This window comes from Tritonibacter sp. SIMBA_163 (genome assembly GCF_046535935.1).
Classification (GTDB): domain Bacteria; phylum Pseudomonadota; class Alphaproteobacteria; order Rhodobacterales; family Rhodobacteraceae; genus Epibacterium; species Epibacterium scottomollicae.
In genome coordinates this window covers 1-514 of the sequence record NZ_JAWJBP010000105.1, presented here as the reverse complement: position 1 = coordinate 514, position 514 = coordinate 1, and the positions used below count along the sequence as shown (strand labels likewise).

The 514-nt window shown below is 56.0% G+C and carries 1 pseudogene; it reads left to right on the top strand.

The window, feature by feature from the left end:
- Window positions 1–514: pseudogene (locus tag R0J92_RS21625) on the top strand (transposase); the annotation flags it as partial.

Genomic DNA, 514 nt, shown 5'->3' with positions numbered 1-514 from the left:
AGGCGGAGAGGAGCGTCCCGGTCTCTGAGCTGTGCCGCGAGCACGGAATGAGCAGCGCGAGCTTTTACAAATGGCGGGCCAAGTTTGGTGGCATGGACGCATCCTTGATTTCCGAAATGAAGGATATTGCGGAAGAGAACCGTCGACTGAAGCGCATGTATGCCGAGATGAGCATGCAAAACGACCTGCTGAAAGAAGCGCTTGGAAGCGCCATCTTTTGCGCCATTGGTCCGAGCGAAAATGGCGCGCGCAAACGCCGTCTCATAGACGAGAACCTCTCGGTGAATGTGCCATTCACCTGCCGGTCAACGGATGACCATGAATGCAGTTGCGCAATATGGGGTCAGCATCGCTCTGGCCTGCCGGGCGCTCCAGATCAGCGAGACGTGCTATCGTTACAGCCCTGTTTTGAGTGATGAGAACGCAGAGAGTGCGGACTGGCTGGAACGCCTGACCACCAACAAACGTAGCTGGGGCTTTGGCCTGTGCTTTTTGTATCTGCGCAATGTCCAAG